The sequence below is a fragment of the Vibrio viridaestus genome (assembly GCF_003856525.1).
Lineage (GTDB): Bacteria > Pseudomonadota > Gammaproteobacteria > Enterobacterales > Vibrionaceae > Vibrio > Vibrio viridaestus.
On sequence record NZ_RJVQ01000010.1, the window covers coordinates 1 to 22,550 of the forward strand.

The window sequence follows — 22,550 nt, forward strand, 5'->3', positions numbered from 1 at the left end:
TAATGTAATGTTGAATTGACTGTGCCAAACATTCATTCTTAAAAAGAAATCCTGTTCGATTTGGTCACTCGTATCATTGATAAAATCTTTTGGATGTTTATCCGACGAGTGCCCACACAGATTGATAGGTTTATATTGTTAAAGAGCTAACTTCAGGATTACTCCGTGAAGTGGAGGTGCATTGTATAGAGATAAAAGGAAGTGTCAAACACTTTTTGTTACTTTTATTTCTCACCTCATACTCACTGCTTCAAAGTTCTTAGAACTCATCTGCCGTGTCAGTGAGGCGGCATTATAGGGAGTTCGATAATAAGCGCAAGCATTTTTTAAGAAAAACTAAAATTATTTTATTTCTTAGCTTAATAATGGAGAAAAACCAGAAAATAGACGAATAATTCACCATTTCCTGGTTTTCATGAAGCATAAATCAAATAAATGCGTAAGCGTCAGCAAACATACATTCACTTCTTGCTGATTTATGTTGCGTGAAGCGTTCTCTCGCGGCTCCCGCCATTTCAAAACGTCCAGCGATATAAATGTCAAAGTTCTCGAGCGTTGCAAAGTCTTCTTCTATTGCTTCAAGAACATTACCGAGCTTACCTGTCCAATTATTTTCAGCTTGTTCGATAACAGGAACGAATGAAATATTAGAATAGTTCTGAACCAATAGTTCCAACTCTTCTTTTGCATATAATTGGTCTGCAGTCTTCGCTCCCCAGTACAAGTGCACAGGGCGATTTACTTTTTGCTCAACACAATGGTCTAAAATAGAACGCACATAACTAAAGCCAGTGCCACCAGCGACAAGTAAGATAGAACGATCGCTGTCCTCTTTAAATGAAGCGTTACCATGAGGTGCATCGATTTCGATTTCTTCACCTTCAGCCAACGATTTTTTCATTAGATCGACCACTTCTATTGCGTAAGCGTTGTGCTCCGCAGCACCGATGTGAAGTTCTAATTCACCTTCAAGTCGGAAAGGGCTACTCGCAATAGAGAAAGGACGTTTATCTTTTTCCCCCATCACTACCATTAAATACTGGCCCGCTTTAAAAGGAATACTCTGAGAAGGTTGAAGCAGAACCTTATAGGTATTACACGCTAAAGGTGTAATAGACTTTACTTTACATTTGATCGTCATTTTATTTTTTATACCTCTAACTTACTCTTCAAAAGTAAGTATCAAATTACTTTTTGCGAATGCCTGACAAGGAAATATCCACCCATATTTAATTTCATCTTTTGTTAATACAGGCTCCAGATGATAATCGACATCACCTTCAAGCTTACGACACATACATGCCGCGCAAGCGCCAACACGACAACGGTTGGGGAAAGAGATCTGCTGGTTGAGCGCAGCCTCTAATATTGTCTGTCCCGCCGAAACCGTAAACTGCACTTTACTAGGTAGTAATAAAACAGTATGGCTCATAGAATATCTAACTCATCCCAAATTGCATCAATCTTAACCACTAATTTAGGATCTTTCTTGATGGGGTTGCCCCACTCTCGTTGAACTTCACCTGGCCATTTATTCGTAGCATCAAAAGCTAACAAACTGCTTTTGTCAGATGAGCCTTCAACTTTAAGAATATCTCTGGTTGGATCGATTCGGGTTGTGATTGCCCAAATCACGTCATTCCAATCACGAATATTTACATCTTCTTCAAATAAAGCAATGAACTTTGCGTCACTTACTAGTTGAAGATTTTTCATCATATACTGCAGAAGCTCCTTAGCTTGTCCTGCTGCGTCTTTCTTCATACTAGCAAGGATAAACCGATGGCCTGTCGTTTGTGGTAGATAGATATCAACTATATTACTGAATTGCGTCTTCCATTCAGGGACGATTGTCGAATTAAAACTCTTGTATTCAAGTACGTCATTCATTCCTGTCATCGCTAATTCTGGCTCCCATTTTATGGTGGCATCTAACCCCATTTTGGAACCAAGCCCAACGACAGGAGAAGCGAAATCTAGCGAATCAATCGGAGTGTTATCGACGAACAGAGAATCAGCTACCGGCGCCATATTGTCGACCATGGCTTTAACGACTTCGTCCCAATCTCGAGCATTGACGCTTTCATCACATACAATCACGTATTTGGTATACATGAATTGGCGTAAGAATGACCATACCCCCATCATGACGCGCTTCGCATGCCCAGGGTATTGTTTTTTCATCGTAACTACGGCCATACGATAAGAACAGCCTTCAGGTGGGAGATAAAAATCCACTATTTCTGGGAATTGCTTTTGCAATATAGGAACAAATACTTCATTAAGAGCAACACCTAAGACTGCAGGCTCATCAGGTGGACGTCCTGTGTAGGTACTATGATAGATAGCGTCTTTACGCATTGTAATATGTGTAATGGTAAAAACATGATGCTTTTCGACTTCATTAAAGTAACCAGTATGGTCGCCGTAAGGACCTTCATCAGCTAACTCATTAGGATCAATAAAGCCTTCAAGTACAATTTCCGCACTCGCCGGTATGTCTAAATCATTACTGATTGATTTAACCACTTCTGTTTTACTACCGCGTAATAATCCAGCAAAAGCATACTCAGACAAAGTATCAGGCACCGGAGTCACTGCACCTAATATTGTGGCAGGATCAGCGCCAAATGCGACGGACACTGGAAAAGGTTCCCCTGGATTCGATTCCATCCAATCTCGAAAATCGAGAGCTCCTCCACGATGAGCCAACCAGCGCATAATAATCTTATTTTTGGATAATTTTTGCTGGCGATAAATACCAATGTTCTGCCGCTTCTTAGTTGGGCCTTTTGTGACTGTAAGTCCCCATGTTAATAACGGGGCAACATCACCAGGCCAACAGCTCATCACGGGAATTCTATCTAAATCGACTTGACTACCTTCCAAGATAATCTCCTGACACGGTGCCTTTTTCAGTCGCTTCGCAGGCATGTTCAGAACCTGTTTAAATACAGGAAGTTTATCGATGGCATCTTTAAAACCGCTCGGCGGCTCTGGCTCTTTTAAATAGGCAAGAAGTTTCCCGACTTCTCTGAGCTCTTTAACATTTTCTCTTCCCATACCTATTGCAACTCTTTTGGGTGTACCAAAAAGGTTAGTAAGGACGGGGGTATCGTAACCGATTGGATTCTCAAACAATAGAGCAGGCCCTCCCGCTCTGAGGGTCCTATCACTGATCTCTGTCATTTCATAACGAGGGTCGATGGGATATTTGATACGCTTTAACTGACCATGTTCTTCCAGATAATCCAGAAATCCGCGCATATCCTTAAATTTCATGAGGGTACTGCCTATGATGAACTTTAGAGCAGTATACCAAAAATCATCGTAAATCGAGTTTCGATTTTAATTAGTTATCCAAAACTTGTTGCAGTACTTTATGATTCACCTTCACATTAGTCGCAATCAAATCACTCAATAACGTCCTATAACCCTGCTCCTTTAGCGCACTTGCTACATAATAAGCCTGATCACTGTCTTTCATCTGAGTAATTAAGTAGTTTTTTACGTGATCGGGTAATGGCTGAATCCGCGTCAGAGCGACCAATGCTTGCTGCTTCAATCTCGGGTTTTTACTGGCCAACATAATTTGATTGATAGCAAAGCTATCGTCTTTGAGATTACTTAACCGAGTGAGCTCATTTTCCATATTGATATCCGCTTTCATCAACCAAAATAATTTATACAGCTTTGGATCGTTGCTCGCCCGTACTAAGGTTGCCATTGCGGCAGAAGATGGTAACCAAGTCGTCACTTTCGTTTCTGTAATCTGAGCAACAAGAGAATGAACGGCTTCATCGGTTAAACTGTCGATTTCTCGATTAAGTAATGCTTCATGTTCATGAACGAACTGTTCATCACCGGATAACCAGTCGCGTAAATTCAACTCATTGTGTTCGGCTTTTAGAATGAAGTCCAACGTACTCTTGTCTTGAATCCAAGCTTTTAAGATACGGTTAGCGATATTGGGGTAATCAAATGCGGGTAACGTAAACTCATAACCATCGCCCTTTTGCAGGACGTAATAAACAGGCTTTAACGACCTCTGTTCGACGACGAAATGCTTCATTTGCACTGAAAGAACCGCATTTTCATCGTACAGTTTTTTTATCAGCATATAACGAAGCGATTCCTGCTGAGGAAATGCTAGCTGATCAAGAGCGAACTCGAGCGAGTCTATATCGTCTTTCTTTACGTATTCCATCAACTCTGAGACTTTATTCTGCAACTGCTTATCCTGCAGCAGCTGATTTCTCTCAGTCATAGAAATATCGGCGGCGGACACACTAAAAGGTGCCAGCAACGAAAAAGAAAGAAGTAATGATGACAACATTCCTTGTTGCATACACCTCTCCTAAGGATTCCTTTTCCTAGATTGTGGTTATAGATAAAGCGTAAAGCAAATAAAAACGCCATCGTATCCGTCGATGGCGCTTTTCTTTATCTATTTTGTTATTGACGTCTCATCGCATCAAAAAACTCATCATTGGTTTTGGTCATAGCCAACTTATCAATGAGGAATTCCATCGCGTCAGTCTCACCCATAGGGTGAACAATTTTACGTAAGATCCACATTTTTTGTAGCTCGTCAGTCTTAGTAAGAAGCTCTTCACGACGAGTACCTGAGCGATTGAAATCAATAGCAGGGAAGACACGCTTTTCTGCAATCTTACGATTCAGGTGCAGTTCCATGTTACCTGTGCCTTTAAATTCTTCGTAGATAACCTCATCCATTTTCGAACCAGTATCTACAAGAGCAGTTGCGATGATTGTTAAACTACCGCCCTCCTCTACATTACGTGCAGCACCAAAGAAACGTTTTGGACGATGTAATGCGTTTGCATCCACACCACCAGTCAGTACTTTACCCGATGATGGAACAACTGTGTTGTAGGCACGAGCAAGACGAGTAATCGAATCGAGTAAGATAACCACATCTTTCTTATGCTCAACCAAACGTTTCGCTTTCTCAATCACCATCTCAGCAACTTGAACATGGCGAGATGCTGGTTCATCAAAGGTAGAAGCAATCACTTCACCTTTTACCAAACGCTGCATCTCTGTTACTTCTTCAGGACGTTCATCGATTAGAAGTACCATTAACTCACATTCGGGATGGTTGTGGGCGATGCTTTGAGCAATATTTTGCAGAAGCATTGTTTTACCCGCTTTAGGCGGAGCAACAATCAAACCGCGCTGACCTTTACCAATTGGTGAAGCAAGGTCAAGAACGCGCGCTGTAATGTCTTCCGTTGAGCCATTACCACGTTCCATCTTCATGCGTTCGTTAGCATGTAAAGGGGTTAAGTTTTCGAAAAGGATCTTGTTGCGAGCGTTATCAGGTTTGTCATCGTTGACAGAGTTCACTTTGAGAAGAGCAAAGTATCTTTCGCCTTCTTTCGGTGGGCGAATTTTACCGGAGATAGAATCTCCTGTTCGCAAGTTAAAACGACGAATCTGGCTCGGAGACACATAAATGTCATCAGGACCCGCTAAGTACGAGCTGTCAGCACTACGTAAGAAACCAAAACCATCTTGAAGGATTTCTAACACCCCATCCCCAAAAATATCCTCTCCACTTTTAGCATGCGCCTTTAGTATAGAAAAGATGATGTCCTGTTTACGTAGACGAGCTAAGTTCTCAAGCCCTAGGGATTCTCCCAGCTTGACGAGATCTGAAACAGCTCTGTTTTTTAATTCTGTTAGGTTCATTGTGGTGGATACTTGTTTAGTCAAAATAGGATCTGTTTGCTAGTAAATAAATTAAGAAAGATTTTGGTCTAAGGATTGACCAAGAAGTGAACACTTGTTTAATTAACGCTCGATAAACTAGCACTAAAAGTAAGTCTAGTCTAGGTTTTGTTTTAATTCTAAAAATAAAACCGTACATTGATCAATGTACGGTTTAATTTCTAATTAAAGATTTGCGTCCAAAAACTCTTTTAGTTGAGTTTTAGACAACGCGCCAACCTTAGTAGCAGCAACGTTACCATCTTTAAACAGTAACAACGTAGGAATACCACGAATACCAAATTTTGGCGGTGTTCCTGCATTGTGGTCAATGTTCAACTTACCGATAGTGAGTTTGCCTTCGTACTCATCCGCGATTTCATCTAGAATTGGAGCAATCATTTTACATGGACCGCACCATTCTGCCCAAAAATCAACAAGAACAGGGCCTGCAGCTTTGATCACATCACTTTCAAAACTGTCATCAGTCAGCTGCAAAAATTTATCACTCATCTTCGACTCCAATCTGTTTTTTCTGATCTGATTGCATAACAATCAGTAATTAGATGCTCTATTGGAATGTATTTACTTTCGTATTGCAAGCCTAAGCTGATATTCTATAGCAATGAAAAAGACACACATCACAGAGCAAAATTTCGCCGATTTGGGGTTAGAGCCTCAAATTACTGAAGGTTTGAAGCAAAAAGGGTTCGAATTCTGCACCCCAATTCAAGCTTTGGCGTTGCCGGTACTGCTCTCCGGCCGTGATATTGCAGGCCAGGCCCAAACAGGGACTGGTAAAACGCTCGCGTTTCTCACTGCGACCTTTAACCACTTACTGACAACTCCGGTACGAGAAGGAAGAAGTTCCATCCAACCTCGAGCTATTATTATGGCACCAACTCGAGAGTTAGCGATACAAATTTTTAATGATGCGGAACCTTTGATTCAATCAACCGGTGTAAGCGCAGCGTTGGCTTATGGTGGCGAAAGTTACGATAAGCAATTAAAAAAATTAGAAAAAGGCGTTGATATTCTGATTGGAACAACTGGAAGAATCATCGATTTTTATAAACAACGAGTCTTTAACCTGAATGATATTCAAGTTGTCGTGCTGGATGAAGCGGACAGAATGTTCGATTTAGGCTTCATTAAAGACATCCGTTTCTTGTTCCGTCGTATGCCTGCACCTGCAGATAGATTGAATATGCTATTTTCAGCAACACTTTCTTATCGTGTTCAGGAACTGGCATTTGAGCACATGACATCACCAGAACATATCGTGGTTGAACCGGAACAAAAAACAGGTCACCGCATTAAAGAAGAACTGTTTTATCCATCAAACGAACACAAAATGGCGTTACTGCAAACTCTCATCGAGGAAGAGTGGCCAGATCGAGCCATCATTTTTGCCAATACGAAGCATAAATGCGAGTCAATCTGGGGCCACTTAGCCGCAGACGGTCACCGTGTGGGTCTTCTTACTGGAGATGTTCCACAGAAGAAACGCGAACGTATTCTAGAAGAGTTTACACAAGGTTCTCTGGATATTTTAGTAGCGACAGATGTTGCAGCTCGCGGCTTACATATTCCTGAAGTGACTCACGTGTATAACTACGATTTACCTGATGACTGTGAAGATTATGTTCACCGCATTGGACGTACAGGTCGCGCAGGTGCAAGCGGTAGTTCAATCAGCTTTGCTTGTGAGGAATATGCAATTAATCTACCTGCAATCGAAGAATATATTGCACATTCAATTCCAGTATCAGAATATGATTCGACTGCATTACTGGAAGATTTACCGGCTCCCCTAAAAATGAGACAGCGACAACCCCGTCAATCGCGTAGAACAAATACTGGTGGTTCTCATTCAAATAATCGTCGTTCGTCAAATAAGAATAGAAAGCCATATCCAAATAATAAGAACACAACACCAAGCAATTAAGGAAGCTGACGTCGTATATGAGCTCTAACCAACCTTCACCGCTTTACGCTGCAATTGATCTCGGATCGAACAGCTTTCATATGCTTGTTGTCAGGCATATTGATGGTAGCGTACAGACAATGGCAAAGATTAAACGTAAGGTACGTTTAGCTGCAGGTCTGAATGAACGCAACGAGCTGAGTGTGGAAGCCATGCAAAGAGGCTGGGATTGTCTGGCACTTTTTGCAGAGCGATTACAGGATATTCCTCAAGAAAACATCCGTATTGTGGGTACGGCCACTTTAAGAACCGCCGTAAATGTTGATGTGTTTCTGTCTAAAGCGAATCGTATTTTGGGTTATGACATTAATGTCATTCCGGGTGAAGAAGAAGCAGCCACTATATATAAAGGAGTCGCTCACACTTCTGGTGGTATGGGACGACGTCTAGTGGTTGATATTGGTGGAGCCAGTACCGAGCTTATCATCGGTGAGGGCTTTGAAGCTAAAGCACTCACCAGCTTGAAGATGGGTTGCGTTACCTGGTTAGAAAAATATTTCAAAGATAGGCAGCTCACCGAAGCAAACTTTCGTTATGCCATAGAGGCAGCAAAACAGACGTTGCTTCCAATCCTTGAACAGTATCAATCTCTGGGATGGAATGTATGTGTTGGAGCCAGTGGTACGGTCCAGGCACTGCAGGAAATAATGTTGGCGCAAGGAATGGATGAGGTCATTACCCTATCTAAACTAAAACGTTTACAACAACAGGCAATGATGGCTGATCATTTAGAAGAGCTGGAAATTGTAGGATTAACGTTAGAAAGAGCACTCGTTTTTCCGAGTGGTCTTTCGATTTTGATTGCTATTTTCGAATCACTTAGCATTGATGCAATGACTCTGGCCGGTGGCGCTCTGCGTGAAGGTTTAGTTTATGAAATGGTTAATGAACTGCGACAAAATGATATCCGCGCAAGAACGATAAAGAGTGTTCAAACCCGATATCAGATTGATCAGCCATATGCTAAGCAAGTGGCAGAGCTAGCTAGTGATCTTTTACAGCAATGCGGAGGTTCTGAGTGGATTCCTGAACCACAAGGCGAAATGCTGCTGTGTACCGCTGCTGAACTGCACGAAATCGGTCTTTCTATCGATTTCAAAAAAGGTGGCGAGCATGGCGCTTATCTCCTCCAACATTTGGACTTACCCGGCTATACCCGAGCACAGAAGCACTTTTTAAGTGAATTAACCCGACGTTATCGCGAAACTCTGACTGCATTGCCAGAACAGTATGCATTGTCTGCAGCAAGCGGTAAACGAGTACTTAGACTACTGCGCTTAGCAATATTGCTTACGCATCGTCGTAGCAAGGATTTACAACCCAATATCGTGCTGGTAGCGGAAGGTGACAATCTGACCATTAAGCTGGATAAAGAATGGCTGACCGAAAACCCTCTGACAAACGCTGAGATAGAAATCGAAGCCCATCGTCAGACAGACATAGGATGGCCACTTTCCATTTCGGCTTAATTACGCTCTTTTCCGATTCAAAACCGCTCTTAACTTGAGTGGTTTTATCGGCTTCGCTAAGAAGTGGAATCCATTTGACCGAATGGCTTCCATCATTTCCTGAGTTCGGTCTGCACTAATGATGACTCCCTCAAATTGAGCTCCCATACGCAAACGGCACTGCTGTAATACTTCAAGACCAGTACGATCATGATCGAGACGATAATCCGATAATACTATTTCTGGCGTCCATTGCTCATCAATACACTTAAGTCCAGACACTAAATCCTTACCTAAACGGACATCGCACCCCCACCTATTGAGTAACTGACTCATTCCAATCAGAATATCTTCTTCGTTATCCACACACAGTACCTTTAACCCAACAAGATCCAATTGAGGCGAAGACGGTTCAATGACTGTGGCAGGTTTATCTATCTCATATGCTCTCTGTAAAACTAAAGAGAACACACTGCCCTCTCCCGGCCAAGAGCGCATCTCAATCCGGTGCCCCAGAACCTGTGCTAAACCTTTCGAAATCGCTAACCCCAAACCTAAACCTTGGTCAGAACGAATCGTGCTGGCACGTGTAAACTCATCAAAGATAATTTTCTGTTTATCATCTTCAATACCCGAACCGTTATCCCAGACATCAATACGAACGTGAGCACCAGCGCGCCTTACCCCGAGAATCACTTTGCCTCTGGGCGTATAACGAAATGCGTTAGTGAGAAAATTCTGAATAATCCGACGTAAAAACTTAGGGTCGGATACGACGATAGTTGAAGAAGGAACTGTAGCAAACTCGATACCCTGTTGTTCCGCGATGACACTGAACTCAGCACTCAAATGCGACAGTACATCATTCAAAGCAAAGCGATGAATATTTGTATCAAGTTTACCGGATTCTAATCGGGATATATCGAGCAAATCGCCAATGAGTTCTTCGGCTGCGCTTAATGAACTTTCTATATGAGTGGCCAATTCCCGAGACTCATTTTCTTTCGCCACTTCAGCCAAAGAAGATGCAAATAACCTCGCGGCATTCAAAGGCTGCATAAGATCGTGACTTACCGCAGCAAGAAATCTGGACTTGGAACGGGACTCTCTTTCCGCCCTTTGAGTCTCAGCAACCATTTGGCGATTCAGTTTCTCCAATTCTTCGGTTCGCTTGTGAACTCGTTCTTCCAAAGATTCATTTGCTTGTTTTAACGCATCCTGAGCCTCACGAAAGACCGTAATATCAGTAAAGCTCATAACGAAGCCACCACCGGGCATCGGATTACCCTGAACCTCAATTACCCTTCCGTCACTACGTTGCCTTGAGGATGTATGCCGCGAGCCCTGCTGGAGGTGATAAAGTCGTTTCCTAACATGCTCTTCAATATCGCCCGGCCCACACAAGCCCTGCATGGCATTATGCCGAATAACATCGGCAATCGGCCGTCCCACCTGAATTAATCCCGGAGGAAAATGAAATAACTCAAGATAACGTTGATTCCAGGCGACAAGTCTAAGCTGCTTATCCACAACCGAAATTCCCTGTCCAATATGTTCAATAGCGCCCTGTAAAAGTGTGCGACTAAAGTCATACAGTTCCGAGGCTTCATCCACAATCGTGGCAACCTCCTCCAACTGCATGTTTTTTCCTTGTAACGCAGAGGACAAAACTAACTTAGCTGAGGAAACACCGAAAACACCCGCTAATACGCGCTCAGTATGACGAATTAACGTTGCTGGAGCTTGCTGGTTAGGCATTAACTCCACATCCTGCTGCTTCCAATACAAATCAAAAGCAGAGCGCATACGAGAACGCCCAACAAAGCGCGAGGCAAGCATTTCCAATTCAGCTACCGTAACTCTACTTTCATATAAACTGACATTTTCGTTATCAGGAAGCGGAATACCAACAAAAGACGCAGCCTGTAGACGCTCTGTCAGGCTAGATGAGGTCAGGACAGAAACCCACCAGTAACAAAAAGTATTCAGGATAATGCTAAGAATCATGCCCCAGTCTGAAATCCCGATATGCAAAGAATGCAGAAACACTGGTGGAGTAATTATCCACAGGAGAGGATTGCTATGAGCATCACCCGCTAAGATCTGCGTTTGATACATTAGTGTGATTAGCCAGATAGTGACTCCGATGGTCAGACCAACATAAACACCTTTCTTATTGCCATCTCTCCAGTACATTCCCCCAATCAACGCAGGAGCAAACTGTCCAACGGCAGCAAAAGAAAGGAACCCAATCGTGGACAAAGAAGGTATAGAGTCTAGCGCCCGATAGTAGCCGTATGCCAATATCAGCAGTACCAAAATCAAAGCGCGGCGAATTATGACGAGCACATCAGAAAAATGACGGTGGCTCTGATGAGATATACGCAAGCGACGCAGTAATATTGGCACTACCATATCGTTCGAAATCATGATCGTCAGTGCCGTTGTTGAAACGATCACCATGCCCGTTGCTGCTGATGCGCCCCCCAAAAATGCGATCATTGCGATCCAGTCGGATCCGAGCATTTTAGGAATACTGATGACATACGTATCTGCTAGTTGCGGCTCCATTAAACCTTGTCCAATCCAGGAGATTGGCAGTACAAATAAGCCCATCAAAACCAAATAGATAGGAAATACCCAACGGGCTTTACGCAAATCTTTGGGCTGTTCGTTTTCAACAATCATGGTGTGAAACTGGCGAGGAAGGCAAATTATCGCAAATACCGTCATGACAATATGAATGCTCAATGTCGCCCAATTAGGCGCTCGAAGAGAACTCGACATGATAGTATCTAGTCCAGAAACTCTATCGCTGAAAAGTATGTAGATAATGAATAAACCAATGGTTAGAAAGGCGAGCAGTTTGACTATAGACTCAAATGCAATACTCATCATCATACCGCGGTGATGCTCTGTACTGTCTATATGACGAGTACCAAACAACATCGTAAACAGTGCCAGAGCGACAACCACAGCCCAAGCAATTTGGTCGACATTCTCTCCGGAAGCTCCCGCCAATTTTGGCGATAATACCTGCACCCCCATAGTGATCCCGCGCAATTGCAATGCGATGTACGGCAAAATACCAATCACGGCAATTAACGTAACGAGAATCGCTAAGCCTTGTGATTTTCCATAACGAGCAGCAATAAAGTCGGAGATGGAAGTAATATGTTCTCTCTTGGCTGTCATCATTAAGCGAGAGAGTAAGCGCCAGCCAAAAGTAAAAACTAAGATAGGAGCAACGTAGATAGGAAGAAAAGACCAAGGGTCCGATGTCGCTTGACCGACAGTTCCATAGAACGTCCAGGAAGTACAATATACCGCAATAGATAAGCTATAAATCCAGGGGCGGTATTTCGCGAGCCAATGGATATGACGATCCCCATACCAGGCAATACAAAACAGTATGCTCAGGTAAAATAACAACAGCGGGATCACAATCCATGCATCCATAAACGATCCTTTCAAATATAAAAGAGAAATCTACCCTCTCATTAAAGAAAGAATCGTTTATTCCTGCAAATTCAATCTATTAATTATGTGCTTCAGCAGAAGTTTTTTGTTGCTTTGACTCTTCCTGCACATCAGAACCTAACAGGCGTACAGGAACAAATAGAGCCAGTAATCCCATAACGGACATACCGAAGAAGACTAGTCCTCCCCAATGAGAGAACCCCCAGCCGGAAATCGGCGTTAGTACTGCAACCACCAACCCTAAAGGTAAAGCATTATAAAGAGCCTGTAATGGCACCATTAGCCTTCCAGGCGCACACTGGATATATCGAATTGCCGCGATATGAGCAACAGCAAACGTCATACTGTGAAATAACTGAACAAAAACAAGCGCGTAAAGTTCAGTAGTTAAAGCAGTCACTCCCCAGCGAAACATCACAGCGATAGAAGCAATCACAAACAGAGTACGAATAGAGAGTTTCGCGAATACTGACTTACTTACAGCAAAAGCCAGAATTTCAGCAATCACACCTAGACTCCATAAATAGCCGATAGTTTCTTCGCTGTACCCGACAGATTTCCAATAAATTGAACTGAAGCCGTAATACGCTGCGTGGCTTCCCTGAATAAACGCCACCATAAGTAAAAAGAGTATGACGGATTTATTTTTCAGTAGCGCAACGAGTGACTCCTTTTTCTCCATCGTCGAAGGTCCATCACCTTTGGGTTCTGGATTAGGTTTCAGTAAAGAAAAAAGCAGCATGACACAGGCGCCGACAAACGCCGTGTAGAGAATAACCTGATTGCCAAGATGCAGTGCCAGCCACCCCACTAGTGTCGAGCCAGCAATGAACGCAGCTGAGCCCCACAGACGTGAGCGGCCATAATCCAACAACTTGCGCTTCGCATAATGATTTGCGAACGCATCAGATAAAGGCAACGTCGGACCGATACCCAAATTAAATAAGATGGTCAGAAAGCAAAGCCAGTAAAAACTGTCATCAACAGCAAACAATGCCAGGCAAGCAATCATAAATAAGCTTATCCAGCGTAAAGCAGGGAGTAATTGTTCTGCCTGATTAACTTTAGGTGTAAGAAGAAGATTGGCACCGCAACGAGTCGCAAAGGCCAGACCGACTAAAATACCGACTTGTGCTGAATCCATGCCTTTGTATTCAAGCCACAATGCCCAAAAAGGAAGATACACGCCATAAACAAAAAAGAATCCAACATAGAATTGTGACGCCCAACGAAATGGCGAGATTTGCAACATAGTGTTCTCATTCAGCCTATTTATAATTTGCCCTATTATGCTCTTCTCAGCATTTGGGAAAAAGGGCTATTCGAGCAATTCAACGTTTCCCTATTTTCTACAATCTCTGGTAACAGCAATTCTGCTCGGTATTTCTACGACCAAAGTCGTCTGGAGATAGCGATAAAGTTAGCCACAATTAATTCATCAGAGTTTAGTTAGGGATGGATTATTTGCCGATGCCAGACAAATTTAATATGCAATCTCCACCTTTTGACAGGTTGTCTGATGAAGAACAGAAAACTCTGCGGAGTTCTCTCGATGTTGCCTATTATCGCAGCCAACAAAAGTTGCTCAATGCTAACGAGTCCAGCACGCACCTTTTTCTGCTGATAAAAGGAGTTGTGGAAGAGCGATCTGAAGATAAAAAAGAGGTCTTTGCACACTATACCAATGATGACCTATTTGATGTACGAGCTATGTTTGACCTTCATAGCAAACATGATTATATCGCTCTGGAAGATACCTTAACCTATTTATTACCCAAAACTATTTTCTTATCACTCTATAAAAAAAATGGAGAGTTTGCGGCTTACTTTGACAATAATCTCGCCAATCGTCAGGTCCTACTGGACGCAGCCCATCAGCAGCAAAACCTTGCGGAGTTTATTTTAACGAAGGTCGATGATTCTATTTATTATCCGCCCACAATACTTGATCCTGATTGCACTTTGACTCAAGCAACTCTTATGATGAAAGAGCATAACGTAGACGCGGCATTAGTTCGTCTTAAAGAGAATGAACCTCAATACTATCCAAGCTACGGCATCATTACCCGAACCGATATGCTTCATGCTCTGGTAATCAACCAAATGACTCAGGACGAAAGCGTTAGCCATATTGCGACCGCACCCGTTCAATCTATAGAAAAAGGGGATTTTCTATTTAATGCACTGATTACCATGCTGCGTTCGAAGGTTAAAAGGCTTATGGTCACACAAGCCAACAACGCAGTTGGTCTATTGGATATGACTCAGGTATTGAGCAGTTTCTCGACACATTCCCATGTTCTGACTCTCAGTATTGCTCGCTCATCCAGTATTGAAGAACTGATTATTGCCTCCCATCAACAGCAACAATTAGTGCGAAACCTGATTAAAAATGGCATTCGTACCCGCTTTATGGTCGAACTGATCGCTACGGTTAACGAACAAATCATAGAAAAAGCGTTTGAATTAGTTTTTCCCCCAGAAATACAAGAGCAATGCTGCTTAATGGTATTAGGCTCCGAAGGTCGCGGAGAGCAAATTCTAAAAACCGATCAGGATAACGCCCTAATCATAGATGAAAACCTAACATGGGATACACTCCGGCCTATCGTAGAGAAATTTACTCATACTCTACTTCAGCTTGGTTACCCTCCATGTCCAGGCAATATTATGGTCAGCAATAGAGAATGGGTAAAAACAAATGCAGGTTGGGTCAATTCGGTCACTCAGTGGGTGAAAAAGCCTTCTGGAGAAAATATGATGAAATTAGCGATTCTGACCGACGCCGCTCCCATCGCAGGAAATGAAAGTATGTTTTCAGCTGTCAAACAGGCTTTAATTACACTGACCAAAGGTAAAGAAGCGTTATTAAGTGAATTCACTCGTCCTGCATTAAATTTCTCGTTGCCATTAACTCTGTTCGGCAACGTCAAAAGTTCAAAAGAAGGAATAGACATCAAACAAGGTGGCATTTTTCCTATCGTTCACGGAGTAAGAGCGCTAAGCCTCGATTATGGTATCCAGGCCACCAATACGTTTGATCGTCTCAATACCTTAGTCGAACTTCATGTACTTGAGCAGGAAACTGCAGATAACCTTAGTGAGGCGTTAAAACTGTTCATTAAATTTCGTTTAGCTCAGCAGATTGATAACCCGACTCAAACAAATCAGATCCAGATAGAAAGAATGGAGCGAATGGAGCGCGACCTACTTCGTCATGGTCTTCATGTCGTCAAAAAATTCAAAGAATGGCTGAGTTACCACTATCAGATAAGAGATTAAAGGGCGTAATCATGAATCCACTAAGACGAAAGTACTGGTATTACAAGCTCGCTAATTCAGCTTATCGCGACTTGTTCAAGCCCTATAGAGGTCAGGAATTAGTCTCTCTCGATTGTGAAACCACCAGTCTTAACCCTCAGCGAGCGGAACTGGTATCGATCGCTGCGACAAAAATTGTCGATAACCGGATTTTAATCAGCTCGTCATTTGAGATTCGCTTAGCCGCGCCCCAATCTCTCAATGAAGACTCGGTCAAAATTCATCATATCCGACATAATGATTTAACCAATGGTGTATCCGAAAAAGAGGCGTTAATTCAACTATTACAATTTATCGGCAACCGCCCGTTGGTTGGATATCATATCCGTTATGATAAATCGATTCTTGATATCGCTTGTCAGCGTCAACTGGGGTTTCCTCTACCCAACAAACTAATAGAAGTCAGTCAGATCTATCATGACCAATTGGAGAGATTGTTACCAAATGCCTATTTCGATCTAAGCCTTGAAGCCATTTGTAAACACCTAGATTTACCGCATCACAATAAACACGATGCATTACAAGACGCCATCGCCGCCGCACTTATTTTTGTTCGCCTGACCAAAGGTGATCTCCCTAGCACTCTCATCAGTCATTAATCAGAAAGCACTCAATTTCAAATGACTTTTTTAGTGATCTCGAGCACTTAGCCAAAAGTCTAATTGAGGAATCGGCTCATCTGAACAACAGTTAATATCAATAAATGACACTGACTCACACACTAAAAAATACATCATCGTCAGCGCCAATATCGGGTTTTCATAAGGAGAAGATGTCATGAGTGAACACGTATATCCGGTTAAAGAACAGATCAAAATTAATGCTCACGCGGATAACGACACATACCTGTCTATGTATAAGCAGTCCGTTCAAGACCCAGAAGGATTTTGGTCTGAACACGGAAAAATCGTTGATTGGATCAAGCCCTTTACCAAAGTGAAACACACATCGTTCGATACAGGCCATGTCGATATTCGTTGGTTTGAAGATGGTACATTGAACGTAGCGGCTAATTGTATTGATCGCCATCTTGAAAAACACGCGAATGACGTGGCGATCATCTGGGAAGGTGACGACCCTAATGATGATGCAACGATAACATTTCAGGAACTTCATGACGATGTTTGTAAATTATCCAACGCCCTTAAAGAGCAAGGAATCAAAAAGGGTGATGTAGTCTGCCTCTACATGCCAATGGTTCCAGAAGCAGCCGTTGCTATGCTGGCTTGTGCGAGAATCGGCGCTGTACATACCGTCGTTTTTGGTGGTTTTTCTCCCGAAGCGCTTGCTGGGCGTATTGTCGACTCAGACGCGAAAATGGTAATCACCGCAGACGAAGGTGTTCGTGGAGGACGAACCGTTCCTCTTAAGAAAAATGTCGACGAGGCACTAACGAATCCTAAAGTAAAAACCGTATCGAGTGTATTCGTTTTCAAACGAACCGGAGCTGAAGTTGCCTGGCATGAGCATAGGGATGTCTGGTGGCACGAGGCCGTATCAACCATGTCTTCAACATGTGCTCCTGAAGAAATGAAAGCGGAAGACCCCTTATTTATTCTCTATACATCAGGATCAACAGGGCAACCCAAAGGTGTTCTTCATACCACTGGCGGTTATCTGGTATACGCGGCAATGACATTCAAGTACATCTTCGATTACCAGCCAGGTGAAGTGTACTGGTGTACTGCTGATGTTGGTTGGATCACCGGACACACATACATGGTTTATGGTCCACTGGTGAATGGGGCAAAAACAATTTTATTTGAAGGTGTACCTAATTACCCTAACACTAGCAGAATGAGCGAAGTTATCGACAAGCATCAGGTAAACCTGCTTTATACCGCACCAACTGCCATTAGAGCTCTAATGGCCAAAGGCGATGAAGCAATACAAGGAACCTCCCGCAGTACGCTGAGAGTCATGGGCTCCGTTGGAGAACCGATAAATCCCGAAGCGTGGGAATGGTATTATCGCACCATTGGTAACGAACAGTGCCCCATTGTTGATACGTGGTGGCAGACAGAGACTGGCGGTATTCTTATTACCCCTCTCCCTGGCGCGACAGATTTAAAGCCAGGCTCAGCAACGAGACCTTTCTTCGGCGTTCAACCTGCATTAGTCGATAACTCAGGTAATCTGGTCGAAGGCGCAAACGAAGGAAACTTGGTCATTCTAGACTCGTGGCCGGGCCAGATGCGTACCGTTTATGGCGATCACGAACGTTTTGAGCAAACGTACTTTTCCACCTTCAAAGGTATGTATTTTACAGGTGACGGCGCAAAACGAGACGAGGATGGCTACTACTGGATCACGGGCCGTGTTGACGATGTACTGAATGTATCAGGACACAGAATGGGTACCGCCGAAATCGAATCCGCTCTGGTCGCCTTTGATAAGATAGCCGAAGCTGCTGTCGTTGGTATCCCGCACAATATTAAAGGTCAGGCGATTTATGCGTATATTACTCTTAACGATGGTGTCTATCCTTCGACTGAATTACATAAAGAAGTGAAAGATTGGGTCAGGAAGGAAATAGGTCCGATCGCAACACCGGATATTCTGCACTGGACCGACGCACTCCCTAAAACGCGTTCAGGTAAAATTATGCGTCGAATTCTACGTAAAATCGCAACGGGAGATACCAGTAACTTAGGTGATACTTCCACCCTAGCCGACCCGAGCGTGGTCGATAAACTTATCTCCGAGAAATCAGAGTTGGGTAAGTAAACTCTGCTTACAATTTGAACCTCCAGTAAAAAGAGTGCCTCCGGTTATTTACTGGAGGCTTTTTTTCATCAGCGTAATAACCTTCACATTTTTATTATTTTCAGGGAACAAACAGCTCAAATAGTGGTCTCTCTACCTATATTTGTCCAATTTAAGATAATAATCCCGCACATATTCAACAATGAAAGATCACACTAACAGTGTGAGATTTATCGGTGATAAGACCAGTAAATTGCTGCTATTTGTATTGAATTAGCTATAATCTTGAAGGTTTCATTATTTTTCGCCTATTTTTTGACAAAAATGCTATGTCATTTTGGAAAATAAGTGATTATGATGTTTAGGTACCACAATAGAGGAAGATAACAGCACAATGTCAGCAAAATTCCGAATCCTTGTCCTTAATGGTCCAAATTTGAACTTACTAGGACTAAGAGAGCCTGCTCACTACGGTTCACAAACTTTAGAGAGCATCGTTTCAACTCTTGAGGAACAGGCAAAAAAGGCCGACGTTGAACTGGAACATCTTCAGTCAAACCGTGAGTACGAAATCATCGAAGCGATACACAGTGCTTTCCAGAAAGTGGATTTTATCATTATTAATCCGGGCGCGTTCACTCATACCAGTGTCGCCATTCGGGATGCATTGCTCGGTGTCGCCATTCCTTTTATCGAAGTGCACCTATCAAATATTCATGCCAGAGAAAATTTTCGCCATCACTCCTATCTTTCGGATAAAGCGAAGGGGGTCATCTGTGGCTTGGGTGCGCAAGGATACGAATTTGCACTGTCTTCAGCTGTGACTACACTGAAGAGCAGTCACTAACTAAAACAATGAACAGTCTCTTTTGAGACTGTCTAGTCATGAGATAAAAATAGAGAAATGAGCACAATGGATATTCGTAAAATCAAGAAGCTTATCGAATTAGTTGAAGAATCTGGAATCGCTGAGCTGGAAATTTCTGAAGGTGAAGAGTCGGTTCGCATCAGTCGCAACAGCACTGCACCTGTAGCCCAAGCACCAATTCAATACGCAGCTCCTGCTCCTCTAGCTGCACCTGTGGCGCCAGCAGCACCAGTTGCTGAATCGACACCTGCAGCACCGGCAGCTCCTGCTGGGCACAAAGTACTCTCTCCAATGGTAGGTACTTTCTATGGAGCTCCAAGTCCTGACGCAAAACCGTTCGTAGCTGTGGGTCAAAGTGTAAAAGTTGGTGATACTCTTTGCATCGTTGAAGCGATGAAAATGATGAACCAAATCGAAGCAGACAAAGCAGGCGTTGTCACTGCGATTCTTGTTGAAGATGGCCAACCTGTTGAGTTCGACCAACCACTAGTTGTTATCGAATAAACGGGGTTTTAACCATGTTAGATAAAATAGTCATCGCGAACCGAGGTGAAATCGCACTTCGTATTCTTCGCGCATGTAAAGAATTAGGCATTAAAACGGTGGCAGTACACTCGACTGCTGACCGTGATCTGAAGCACGTACTGTTGGCAGACGAATCTATCTGTATTGGTCCACCACGCAGTATTGATAGCTACCTGAATATTCCACGTCTTATTTCTGCTGCTGAAGTCACAGGGGCAATTGCAATTCACCCTGGTTATGGTTTCTTGTCTGAAAATGCTGACTTTGCTGAGCAAGTAGAGCAATCAGGATTCATTTTTGTTGGTCCTCGTGCTGAGACTATTCGCCTGATGGGTGACAAAGTGTCAGCGATCAATGCAATGAAAAAAGCAGGCGTTCCTTGCGTACCAGGTTCTGACGGTCCTTTGGACAATGATGAAGCTAAGAACAAAACATTTGCAAAACGCATCGGCTATCCGGTTATTATCAAAGCCTCTGGCGGCGGCGGCGGTCGTGGTATGCGAGTTGTTCGTAACGAAGGCGAACTGGTCAACGCCATAAGCATGACACGTGCGGAAGCAAAAGCGGCATTCAACAATGATATGGTTTACATGGAGAAATACCTTGAAAACCCTCGTCACGTTGAAGTTCAGGTTCTTGCTGATGGTCAAGGTAATGCAATTCACTTAGGTGAACGTGACTGTTCAATGCAGCGTCGTCACCAGAAAGTAGTTGAAGAAGCTCCGGCCCCTGGTATTACTGAAGAAATGCGTAAGTACATCGGTGAGCGTTGTACACGAGCGTGTATCGAGATCGGTTATCGCGGTGCGGGTACTTTTGAATTTCTATACGAAAACGGCGAGTTCTACTTTATTGAAATGAACACCCGTGTTCAGGTTGAACACCCAGTAACTGAAATGGTTACCGGTGTTGACATCATTAAAGAGCAACTTCGTATTGCAGCAGGTCAGCCACTATCGTTCACTCAGGACGATATCAAAATTCGCGGCCATGCTATCGAATGTCGTATCAACGCAGAAGATCCAGAGAAGTTCCTTCCATCGCCAGGTAAGATCACTCAGTTCCACTCTCCAGGTGGTATGGGCGTCCGTTGGGAGTCTCACATCTACACTGGCTATACCGTTCCGCCGTATTACGACTCAATGGTCGGTAAGCTGATCACTTACGGTGAAAACCGTGATGTAGCGATTGCCAGAATGAAAAATGCATTGAACGAAATGATTCTTGACGGTATCAAGACCAACATTTCACTACAGTCATCTATCATGAACGACGAAAACTTCCAGCATGGTGGTGCGAATATCCACTATCTAGAGAAGAAACTCGGTCTGCAGTAACATAGATTTTATTATATTGCATGCCAAAAGCCTGCTTCCAGCAGGCTTTTTTGTCATCAGACAAACGCAATAACATCTGCTACACTCTGCGCCAAATCACTTTTTAGACAGGTCACAGCTATGCCTTGGATACAAATAAAGCTTAATGCAACCAATGAAAACGCCGAGATTATCGGTGATAAGTTGATGGAAGAGACTGGAGCCCTTTCGGTCACCTTTCTTGATGCCAAAGATACACCTGTATTTGAGCCTCTGCCTGGAGAAACTCGTTTATGGGGTGATACTGACATTTTAGCGCTATACGACGCAGAGGCCGATACTAGCCTCATCCTCAGACAAATAAAGGAATTCGGTCTACTCGCTGATGATTTCGCTCATAAAGTAGAGCAGATTGAAGATAAAGACTGGGAACGTGAATGGATGGATAACTTCCACCCAATGAAGTTCGGTCAGCGCCTATGGGTTTGTCCTAGCTGGAGAGAAATTCCTGAACCTGATGCTGTTAATGTCATGCTCGACCCTGGTCTTGCATTTGGTACAGGCACTCACCCGACAACAGCGCTCTGTCTTGAATGGTTAGATGGATTAGACCTGCAAGGTAAAACGGTAATCGACTTTGGTTGTGGTTCTGGCATTCTTGCGATCGCGGCCATTAAGCTCGGAGCAGCTAAAGTCATCGGTATTGATATCGATCCTCAAGCATTAATCGCATCACGTGATAATGCTCAGCGTAATGGTGTAGAAGAGCTACTTGAAGTGTACTTACCGCAAGCTCAGCCAGAGAACCTTCAAGCCGATGTGGTTGTAGCAAACATCCTCGCCGGACCTTTGCGTGAACTTTCTCCAGTGATTAAAGGACTACTGAAACCTTCAGGTATGCTAGCCATGTCTGGCGTACTCGATACTCAGGCGCAAGATGTTGCGACGTACTACAGTGACGAACTAACGCTTGATCCTATCGTAGAGCAGAGCGAATGGTGCCGTATTTCAGGCATAAAGAATAAAGTTTGATCAGTTTATTTTCTAATTGACTGAAAAATAAACAATTTACAAAAACAAATTGTAAATGCTCAAATAATAGTCTTTTCAGGGCGCGAAAAAATGCGTAAAATGCGCGCCCTTGCTGTTAAAGAACATTTAAGACG

The 22,550-nt window shown here is 43.2% G+C and carries 17 protein-coding genes and 1 pseudogene; 9 read left to right on the forward strand and 9 right to left on the reverse strand.

Annotation, left to right across the window (positions count from 1 at the left end):
• Positions 1-427: 427 nt before the first annotated feature.
• The 7 genes and pseudogenes from fre to trxA form a co-directional block, all read right to left on the reverse strand.
• The gene (gene fre, locus EES38_RS17505) at positions 428-1,141 is read right to left on the reverse strand and encodes an NAD(P)H-flavin reductase (protein ID WP_124938519.1); all 714 of its coding nucleotides are present in this window, start codon (positions 1,139-1,141) and stop codon (positions 428-430) included.
• Between the two features lie 21 nt (positions 1,142-1,162).
• Positions 1,163-1,432 (reverse strand): 2Fe-2S iron-sulfur cluster-binding protein, encoded by a 270-nt coding sequence (locus EES38_RS17510; protein ID WP_124938520.1) that lies wholly within the window; start codon positions 1,430-1,432, stop codon positions 1,163-1,165.
• Positions 1,429-1,899, reverse strand: a complete 471-nt coding sequence (locus EES38_RS22945; protein WP_439333273.1) for a UbiD family decarboxylase — start codon at positions 1,897-1,899, stop codon at positions 1,429-1,431. The genes EES38_RS17510 and EES38_RS22945 overlap by 4 nt, the downstream gene beginning before the upstream one ends.
• Positions 1,896-3,282: pseudogene (gene ubiD / locus EES38_RS17515) on the reverse strand (4-hydroxy-3-polyprenylbenzoate decarboxylase); the annotation flags it as partial. The gene EES38_RS22945 and the pseudogene ubiD, both read right to left, overlap by 4 nt.
• Before the next feature lie 70 nt (positions 3,283-3,352).
• The gene (locus tag EES38_RS17520) at positions 3,353-4,348 is read right to left on the reverse strand and encodes a hypothetical protein (protein WP_124938522.1); all 996 of its coding nucleotides are present in this window, start codon (positions 4,346-4,348) and stop codon (positions 3,353-3,355) included.
• Positions 4,349-4,455: 107 nt separating this feature from the next.
• Entirely contained in the window at positions 4,456-5,715 is a 1,260-nt protein-coding gene (gene rho, locus EES38_RS17525) for a transcription termination factor Rho (RefSeq protein WP_124938523.1), read from the reverse strand.
• Positions 5,716-5,919: 204 nt separating this feature from the next.
• Positions 5,920-6,246, reverse strand: a complete 327-nt coding sequence (trxA, locus tag EES38_RS17530; protein ID WP_124938524.1) for a thioredoxin TrxA — start codon at positions 6,244-6,246, stop codon at positions 5,920-5,922.
• A gap of 112 nt (positions 6,247-6,358) precedes the next feature.
• On the opposite strand from trxA, the gene rhlB reads away from it, so the two are divergent.
• Entirely contained in the window at positions 6,359-7,681 is a 1,323-nt protein-coding gene (gene rhlB, locus EES38_RS17535; RefSeq protein ID WP_124938525.1) for an ATP-dependent RNA helicase RhlB, read from the forward strand.
• A gap of 17 nt (positions 7,682-7,698) precedes the next feature.
• Positions 7,699-9,189 (forward strand): guanosine-5'-triphosphate,3'-diphosphate diphosphatase, encoded by a 1,491-nt coding sequence (gene gppA / locus EES38_RS17540; protein ID WP_124938526.1) that lies wholly within the window; start codon positions 7,699-7,701, stop codon positions 9,187-9,189.
• Here the strand turns inward: gppA and EES38_RS17545 are convergent, their stop codons facing one another.
• Both EES38_RS17545 and EES38_RS17550 read right to left on the reverse strand, forming a co-directional pair.
• Positions 9,190-12,627, reverse strand: a complete 3,438-nt coding sequence (locus tag EES38_RS17545) for a PAS domain-containing hybrid sensor histidine kinase/response regulator (protein WP_124938527.1) — start codon at positions 12,625-12,627, stop codon at positions 9,190-9,192.
• Positions 12,628-12,706: 79 nt separating this feature from the next.
• On the reverse strand, positions 12,707-13,900 hold the full coding sequence (locus EES38_RS17550) for a 3-phenylpropionate MFS transporter (RefSeq protein WP_124938528.1): 1,194 nt from the start codon (positions 13,898-13,900) through the stop codon (positions 12,707-12,709).
• A gap of 218 nt (positions 13,901-14,118) precedes the next feature.
• On the opposite strand from EES38_RS17550, the gene EES38_RS17555 reads away from it, so the two are divergent.
• From EES38_RS17555 to prmA, 7 genes are all read left to right on the forward strand, one after another.
• On the forward strand, positions 14,119-15,930 hold the full coding sequence (locus EES38_RS17555; protein ID WP_124938529.1) for a DUF294 nucleotidyltransferase-like domain-containing protein: 1,812 nt from the start codon (positions 14,119-14,121) through the stop codon (positions 15,928-15,930).
• An 11-nt stretch (positions 15,931-15,941) separates the two neighbouring features.
• Positions 15,942-16,568 (forward strand): 3'-5' exonuclease, encoded by a 627-nt coding sequence (locus EES38_RS17560; RefSeq protein WP_124938530.1) that lies wholly within the window; start codon positions 15,942-15,944, stop codon positions 16,566-16,568.
• Between the two features lie 178 nt (positions 16,569-16,746).
• On the forward strand, positions 16,747-18,696 hold the full coding sequence (acs, locus tag EES38_RS17565; RefSeq protein WP_124938531.1) for an acetate--CoA ligase: 1,950 nt from the start codon (positions 16,747-16,749) through the stop codon (positions 18,694-18,696).
• 373 nt (positions 18,697-19,069) lie between these two features.
• Positions 19,070-19,522 carry a type II 3-dehydroquinate dehydratase gene (gene aroQ, locus EES38_RS17570; RefSeq protein ID WP_124938532.1) on the forward strand — a complete coding sequence of 151 codons (453 nt, stop codon included), beginning with the start codon at positions 19,070-19,072 and terminating at the stop codon, positions 19,520-19,522.
• Between the two features lie 66 nt (positions 19,523-19,588).
• Entirely contained in the window at positions 19,589-20,047 is a 459-nt protein-coding gene (gene accB / locus EES38_RS17575) for an acetyl-CoA carboxylase biotin carboxyl carrier protein (protein WP_124938533.1), read from the forward strand.
• A gap of 14 nt (positions 20,048-20,061) precedes the next feature.
• Positions 20,062-21,405, forward strand: coding sequence for an acetyl-CoA carboxylase biotin carboxylase subunit (accC, locus tag EES38_RS17580; protein WP_124938534.1), 1,344 nt, complete (start codon positions 20,062-20,064; stop codon positions 21,403-21,405).
• Positions 21,406-21,525: 120 nt separating this feature from the next.
• Positions 21,526-22,416 carry a 50S ribosomal protein L11 methyltransferase gene (prmA, locus tag EES38_RS17585; protein ID WP_124938535.1) on the forward strand — a complete coding sequence of 297 codons (891 nt, stop codon included), beginning with the start codon at positions 21,526-21,528 and terminating at the stop codon, positions 22,414-22,416.
• The last annotated feature ends 134 nt before the right edge of the window (positions 22,417-22,550 follow it).

Coding starts and splice junctions, on each gene's coding strand:
- fre (WP_124938519.1), bottom strand. CDS start 1,141: ATGACGATCAAATGTAAAGTAAAGTCTATTACACCTTTAGCGTGTAAT.
- EES38_RS17510 (WP_124938520.1), bottom strand. CDS start 1,432: ATGAGCCATACTGTTTTATTACTACCTAGTAAAGTGCAGTTTACGGTT.
- EES38_RS22945 (WP_439333273.1), bottom strand. CDS start 1,899: ATGACAGGAATGAATGACGTACTTGAATACAAGAGTTTTAATTCGACA.
- EES38_RS17520 (WP_124938522.1), bottom strand. CDS start 4,348: ATGCAACAAGGAATGTTGTCATCATTACTTCTTTCTTTTTCGTTGCTG.
- rho (WP_124938523.1), bottom strand. CDS start 5,715: ATGAACCTAACAGAATTAAAAAACAGAGCTGTTTCAGATCTCGTCAAG.
- trxA (WP_124938524.1), bottom strand. CDS start 6,246: ATGAGTGATAAATTTTTGCAGCTGACTGATGACAGTTTTGAAAGTGAT.
- rhlB (WP_124938525.1), top strand. CDS start 6,359: ATGAAAAAGACACACATCACAGAGCAAAATTTCGCCGATTTGGGGTTA.
- gppA (WP_124938526.1), top strand. CDS start 7,699: ATGAGCTCTAACCAACCTTCACCGCTTTACGCTGCAATTGATCTCGGA.
- EES38_RS17545 (WP_124938527.1), bottom strand. CDS start 12,627: ATGGATGCATGGATTGTGATCCCGCTGTTGTTATTTTACCTGAGCATA.
- EES38_RS17550 (WP_124938528.1), bottom strand. CDS start 13,900: ATGTTGCAAATCTCGCCATTTCGTTGGGCGTCACAATTCTATGTTGGA.
- EES38_RS17555 (WP_124938529.1), top strand. CDS start 14,119: ATGCCAGACAAATTTAATATGCAATCTCCACCTTTTGACAGGTTGTCT.
- EES38_RS17560 (WP_124938530.1), top strand. CDS start 15,942: ATGAATCCACTAAGACGAAAGTACTGGTATTACAAGCTCGCTAATTCA.
- acs (WP_124938531.1), top strand. CDS start 16,747: ATGAGTGAACACGTATATCCGGTTAAAGAACAGATCAAAATTAATGCT.
- aroQ (WP_124938532.1), top strand. CDS start 19,070: ATGTCAGCAAAATTCCGAATCCTTGTCCTTAATGGTCCAAATTTGAAC.
- accB (WP_124938533.1), top strand. CDS start 19,589: ATGGATATTCGTAAAATCAAGAAGCTTATCGAATTAGTTGAAGAATCT.
- accC (WP_124938534.1), top strand. CDS start 20,062: ATGTTAGATAAAATAGTCATCGCGAACCGAGGTGAAATCGCACTTCGT.
- prmA (WP_124938535.1), top strand. CDS start 21,526: ATGCCTTGGATACAAATAAAGCTTAATGCAACCAATGAAAACGCCGAG.